This window comes from Photobacterium sp. OFAV2-7 (assembly GCF_022347985.1).
In the GTDB taxonomy this organism is placed as follows: Bacteria; Pseudomonadota; Gammaproteobacteria; order Enterobacterales; family Vibrionaceae; genus Photobacterium.
In genome coordinates, this window is the sequence record NZ_JAKRFQ010000285.1 from 1 (window position 1) to 5,611 (window position 5,611).

The 5,611-nt window shown below is 49.5% G+C and carries 7 protein-coding genes and 1 pseudogene; 5 read left to right on the forward strand and 3 right to left on the reverse strand.

All coding sequences use genetic code 11. From position 1 onward, the window contains the following. The 3 genes from MHN01_RS14725 to kdsB form a co-directional block, all read left to right on the forward strand. The coding region (locus tag MHN01_RS14725; RefSeq protein ID WP_239412037.1) for a tetraacyldisaccharide 4'-kinase at nucleotides 1-280 on the forward strand (280 nt) is incomplete at its 5' end. Beyond that, complete coding sequence (locus MHN01_RS14730; RefSeq protein WP_075766482.1) at nucleotides 261-440, forward strand: Trm112 family protein; 180 nt, start codon at nucleotides 261-263, stop codon at nucleotides 438-440. The genes MHN01_RS14725 and MHN01_RS14730, both read left to right, overlap by 20 nt. Further along, nucleotides 440-1,189, forward strand: coding sequence for a 3-deoxy-manno-octulosonate cytidylyltransferase (kdsB, locus tag MHN01_RS14735; RefSeq protein ID WP_239412038.1), 750 nt, complete (start codon nucleotides 440-442; stop codon nucleotides 1,187-1,189). Before MHN01_RS14730 ends, kdsB begins: the two co-directional genes overlap by 1 nt. Before the next feature lie 114 nt (nucleotides 1,190-1,303). On the opposite strand, the gene MHN01_RS14740 is transcribed toward kdsB, so the two are convergent. The 3 genes from MHN01_RS14740 to elyC all read right to left on the reverse strand — a co-directional run bounded on the left by MHN01_RS14740 (nucleotide 1,304) and on the right by elyC (nucleotide 4,417). Beyond that, nucleotides 1,304-1,663 carry a YgiW/YdeI family stress tolerance OB fold protein gene (locus MHN01_RS14740; protein WP_255725281.1) on the reverse strand — a complete coding sequence of 120 codons (360 nt, stop codon included), beginning with the start codon at nucleotides 1,661-1,663 and terminating at the stop codon, nucleotides 1,304-1,306. 201 nt (nucleotides 1,664-1,864) lie between these two features. Next, entirely contained in the window at nucleotides 1,865-3,256 is a 1,392-nt protein-coding gene (locus MHN01_RS14745; RefSeq protein WP_239412039.1) for an L-cystine transporter, read from the reverse strand. A gap of 318 nt (nucleotides 3,257-3,574) precedes the next feature. Continuing rightward, entirely contained in the window at nucleotides 3,575-4,417 is an 843-nt protein-coding gene (gene elyC / locus MHN01_RS14750; RefSeq protein WP_239412040.1) for an envelope biogenesis factor ElyC, read from the reverse strand. A 120-nt stretch (nucleotides 4,418-4,537) separates the two neighbouring features. On the opposite strand from elyC, the gene cmoM reads away from it, so the two are divergent. Both cmoM and MHN01_RS14760 read left to right on the forward strand, forming a co-directional pair. After that, nucleotides 4,538-5,374: a tRNA uridine 5-oxyacetic acid(34) methyltransferase CmoM gene (gene cmoM, locus MHN01_RS14755; protein ID WP_239412041.1), complete on the forward strand. Its 837-nt coding sequence runs from the start codon at nucleotides 4,538-4,540 to the stop codon at nucleotides 5,372-5,374. After that, nucleotides 5,371-5,611: pseudogene (locus MHN01_RS14760) on the forward strand (chromosome partition protein MukF); the annotation flags it as partial. The gene cmoM and the pseudogene MHN01_RS14760, both read left to right, overlap by 4 nt.

The window sequence follows — 5,611 nt, forward strand, 5'->3', positions numbered from 1 at the left end:
CCCTCGGTTCTTTAATACACTAAGCTTGTTGGGAGTGACGCCCGTGGTGTGTCAGCCGTTTGCTGATCATCAGGCATTTTCCGAGCAGGAATTAAAACAGCTGGCCGAGCAAGGCCGGCATTTGGTAATGACAGAGAAAGATGCGGTGAAATGCCAAACTTTCGCTCAGCCGAACTGGTGGTATTTGCCTGTAGATGCCGTGCTGCCAGCGCCTGAAGCTGAGGCTATTATTAACCGGATTATTGAGGTAAAGGAAGAAAATGGATCATCGTCTGCTTGAAATCGTGGCTTGCCCTGTCTGTAAAGGGAAGCTGAACTTCGATAAAGACAAAAGTGAGCTGGTTTGCAAGTTTGACCGTCTTGCCTATCCCATCAAGGATGGCATTCCGGTTCTGCTTGAGCCTGAAGCTCGCACGTTAAGCCCAGACGAGGTGAAATAATGTCGTTTACGGTAATCATACCGGCACGCTACCAGTCATCACGCCTGCCGGGTAAGCCGCTGGCAGATATTGGCGGCAAGCCGATGATCCAGTGGGTATACGAACAGGCGAGCAAAGCCGGTGCCGAGCAGGTGATTGTTGCTACCGATGATCAGCGTATCGTTGATGCGGTTGAAGGGTTTGGTGGTGAAGTCTGCCTGACCCGCGATGATCACGAGTCTGGCACCGAGCGCCTGGCAGAAGTGGTCGAGAAGTACCAGCTGGCAGACGATCAGATCGTGGTGAATGTACAGGGTGACGAGCCGTTAATTCCTGAAACCATCATTCGTCAGGTAGCCGATAACCTTGCTCACAATGGCGATGCGCCGATGGCCACGCTGGCTGTTGAGATTGACCATGCTGACGAGGTCTTCAATCCTAACGCAGTAAAAGTTGTGACGGACAAGAATGGCTATGCGATGTATTTTAGCCGGGCTTCGATTCCGTGGGATCGCGATAATTTTGCCAAGCGTCCGCAGGAGATCCACCAGAACCTGATGCGCCATATCGGCATTTATGCCTACCGTGCAGGTTTCATTAATACCTATATTAACTGGGAGCCGAGTGCGCTGGAAAAAATCGAGGCGCTGGAGCAGCTTCGTGTGCTTTGGTACGGCGAGAAAATCCACGTTGAGGTTGCAATTGATGCACCGCCTGCCGGGGTGGATACGCCGGAGGATCTGGAAAAGGTTCGTGCGCTGATCGGCTGATAGCCAGATGAATAATAGCAGGCTGAACCATAGCGACAGTATTTGAATGTAAAAGGCTGGTCATGATGACCAGCCTTTTTTGTCTCTTTGTTTTCCGAGCAAGTTACGGTGGTCCTACAAGACTTGAATCTTGTCGATTTCAATCTCTGGGTTGGTGCTACCTTCCACTTCGCCGTAGACACGCAGACGGGTGTTGGGCGTAATGGCTTGCTCAAGGCGGATATCGTCATCGACTTCAACATTGATTTCATTTTTACCGTCGCTGAAAACATAGGTATCAGCACTGATTTGCCTAACTAGCTTGCCTTCGATAATGACATTTTGCTCCGAGAACAGGTTGGTCTGCTCTAGTACTTCGTTGACTGTAGTTGTTTGAATCGGGCCGCTGTACGACACGCCGTTAGGGTTAGCCAGTGCGACAGTCGGCATGATGATCATCGCGGCGGTAATTGCGTAAACAGTTGTCTTAATCATGGTCATCCTACCTATTTAATCGTGATTCGTATGGTGATTGATGTCTTGGTTGATGAAGCTATTAAACACCAGCGCGACTGAACTTGATGTGAGTAGGTAATTCATATTCCGTTCATGAAATAATGTTGCCAAAAAAGTGATGATGGCAAAAACAAAAAGACCACCCTCAGGTGGCCTTCAATCTATCTGTTGGGATGGTTATTAAGCGTTAACTGCTTTGTTGTCATTATCATAGTCAGCGTCGAACAGGCTGTTGTCGGCCTGGCCCAGAACTCGCGAGGTAATCGTGCCTGCAGTCATCGCACCACTTACGTTCACCGCTGTACGCCCCATATCAATTAGCGGTTCGATAGAGATCAGCAGGCCAGCGAGGGCAACCGGCATATCCAGGGCTGAAAGTACAATCAAGGCTGCAAAGGTTGCGCCGCCACCGACACCCGCGATACCGAACGAACTGATAGTGACAATGGCGATCAGTGTCAGCATGAAGCCAGGGTCAAGCGGGTTGATACCAATTGTCGGCGCAATCATAACGGCCAGCATAGCAGGATACAAACCGGCACAGCCATTTTGACCCATAGTGGCGCCAAAAGAAGCAGAGAAGTTTGCCACACCTTCACCGTTACCCAGCTTTTTCACCTGAGTATCAACGTTCAGCGGAATGGTACCGGCACTTGAGCGTGAGGTGAAAGCGAAGGTCAATACCGGCAGGATCTTCTTCAGGTAACGAACCGGATTAATACCGACAAAAGAGACCAGCACTAGATGCATCACCAGAATAAGTGCCAGGCCGACATAAGACGCGGTCACAAAATTGATCAGGCTTAGGATGTCATCATAATTAGAACCGGCCACAACTTTGCTCATCAGGGCTAAAACGCCATAGGGTGTCAGGCTAAGTACCATACGTACCAGGGTACGAACCACTTCCTGGGCTACATTGATGAACTTCTCGAAACTTGCACCAAGATCTGGCTGGTTACGGATAACGCTCAGGCCTGCGACACCGATAAAGGCCGAGAAGATCACTACGGCGATGGTTGATGTCGGGCGGCTGCCGGCTAAGTCGGCAAACGGGTTACCGGGGAAGAATGAAATGATCATGTCGGCAAACGACAGTGACTCGACGGTGCTAAGGCGAGTTTCAAGCACCTCACCGCGGGCAATTTCACGTGCGCCCTGAACGATGCCTTCAGCAGACAGGCCAAAGAGGTTGCTGACCAGGATCCCGATAAGCGCTGAAGCGGCTGTAGTTGCCAGTAATATACCGATGCTGAGACCTGAAATTTTGCCCAGAGAGCCGGAGTCCTTGACCTTGATAATCGCACCGATGATGGAAACCATAATCAGCGGCATAATGATCATTTTCAGCAGGCTGACATAGCCGGCACCTACGATGTTGATATATTCGAGGGTATCAGCAATAACCGGGCTGCCGCCACCGTATACGAGCTGAAGCGCGCCGCCGAAGATGACCCCAAAGCCGAGGCCGGTAAAGACCTGTTTTGAAAGTGTGTACTCGGCTTTTTGCTGTTTGAACAAGAAACCAATTAGCAGGGCGAAGAGCGCCAGGTTAATCACTAGATACATCATGCTGAGCCGTTCCAAGTAGTATTTTATTCGACTGAAAGGATGATTTCAGACTTATCTATTAGCTGGGAGCGCAATTGTATGATGCAAGGCACTTATCAGAAACGGTTTTTTATTACCAAGGCTATAAGAAAATCGAACATATTAAAACTGTTTGGAATATAGGTTCGATAATCACACTTGTCGGTTGTTTATTAATCAAAACAATACCTTGGGTGGATTGTTTGCTTGTTATGTGTATGGTATTGGTGTGCAATTTGCTTTATATGGTTTGCATGGAGTTGTATCAGGCCAGTTTCCCGGCCTGATAGCGAAGGGAGACTAAGCGGGAGAGGCGGTATTTAGTGCTAGTTCCATTGACACATTAGAGGTTGATTCTGGTTGCTCGGGAGCTTGCTTGGGTTCGCCAAGCAGGTTTCTTAGACGCTGCCACCACTGGCCCAGTGTTTCGTGCCAATAGCGCTCCGTTTGTTCCAGATATTTGGCCTGCGGCTTATAGCGCTCCCAAGGTTGTTTGATCTTGTTGCTGGCAAGAAAGTTGGTTGGCGCAGGGGTTGGGGCCAGGCCGGCTTGCTCAAACTCATTCATCGCCCGGGTCATATGACTGGCAGAGGTGACCAGAACCAGTTTTTTATCACCGACAACAGAAGCCGCCTGGAACGCTTCTTCCCAGGTATCCTTGGCGGTTTCGAGCAGCAGGATATCACTTTTGTTGGCGCCCAGTGCAAGGGCTACTTTTGCCATCATTCGTGCCTGGCTGATACTGGTACCACCACCATAACCCGACAAGATCAGCTTGGAGCCGGGGAACATGCGATGGATACGTATGCCTTCCGCCAGGCGCATCAGTGATGTACGTGACAGCTCGGAGGTGATTGGCATCGCATGGTCGATAACATGCCCGCTTCCCAGCACCATGACATAGTCCACCGTTGCGGATGTCGGGACGAAGGGATTATTCTCGCGTTCCAATGGCCGAAGCAAGCTGGTTGCTATCGGCTGGAAGGATACGAGGAAAATGCCTATAAAGGCGAATCCGATGAAAAAGGACGCGAGTCCCTTGCGCCGGGTAAACCAGAGGATCAACAAGCCCAGGAACCCGATTATCAGCAGTGCGGGCAGGGGCATGAGTAATGCAGAAACAATTTTTTTTAGTTCAAACATGCAATGTAGTCCGAAAATTCAGCAGTTGAGCTCGAAAAAGCACCACAAGCCTTTATTCCTATAACGCTTGTGAGAAAATAAGCCACATTTTTTCAACCGCTATCATAACGTAAAGCTGACGTGATCAAAGATCGAAATTTTGACGACCTAGCGCAAAAATTTGCTAAAAATATCTACGGGACAGCAAAAGGCCAAATAAGGCAGACTGTTGTCTGGCAAGATCTTGAGCAAATTTTAGCCTTGCTGGAATCACAAACACCGTTGCATATTCTTGATGCTGGCGGGGGGATCGGCCAGCTATCGCAAAAAATTGCTGAGCTGGGGCATCGTGTCACTTTATGTGATCTTTCTGGTGAAATGCTGAAGCTGGCCGAGCAGGAAATTGCCAACAACGGCCTTCTTGAGCAATATCGTCTGGTTCACAGCTCGGTCCAGGAAATTGGCGAGCATTTAAGTGAGCCGGCGGACTTGGTGTTATTCCATGCTGTGATGGAGTGGCTGTCCGATCCGAAAGAGGCGCTTGAGCAGTTATTGGAGCAAACCAGGCCCGGCGGGGTTATCTCGGTGATGTTCTACAACTATAACGGACTGCTGTTCAAGAATTTAATTTGTGGCAACCTGACTCATATAGAAGAGGGAATGCCGCACCGCAAGCGCTTTAAACTACAGCCACAGCAGGCTATCAAGCCGGAAGATGTCTATAGCTGGTTAACCGACGCCGGATTTACCATCCTCGGAAAAACCGGTGTGCGTACCTTCCATGATTATATGCAGACAACCATGGTCGGTGACTACAGTTTTGAACAAGTTCTTGAGATGGAGCAGAAGCTTTGTCGTCAGGAGCCTTATTTGTCCCTGGGCCGCTATATCCATGTATACGCCCAGAAACCATCAGACCAGGTGACACCGGCTGATAACGGGACAAGCAACGATAACAGCAATAAGGACAACGGATGAGTGATGTATCCCAGACCGTTCCTGAGTTGGTGAGTTGGGTTAAGCAACATGAGTTTTCGCTTAACCTGCCAACTGAGCGGCTGGCGTTCTTGTTGGCGATTGCTGTATTAAGCGGCGATCGCTTTGATGAAGAATTAGGGGAAGGGGAGCTGATAGATGCATTTCGCATTGTAAGCGATATGTTCGATCAGTCTCAGGAAACCCTGGCCTTTCGTGCCAATAACGCCATTAATGAAC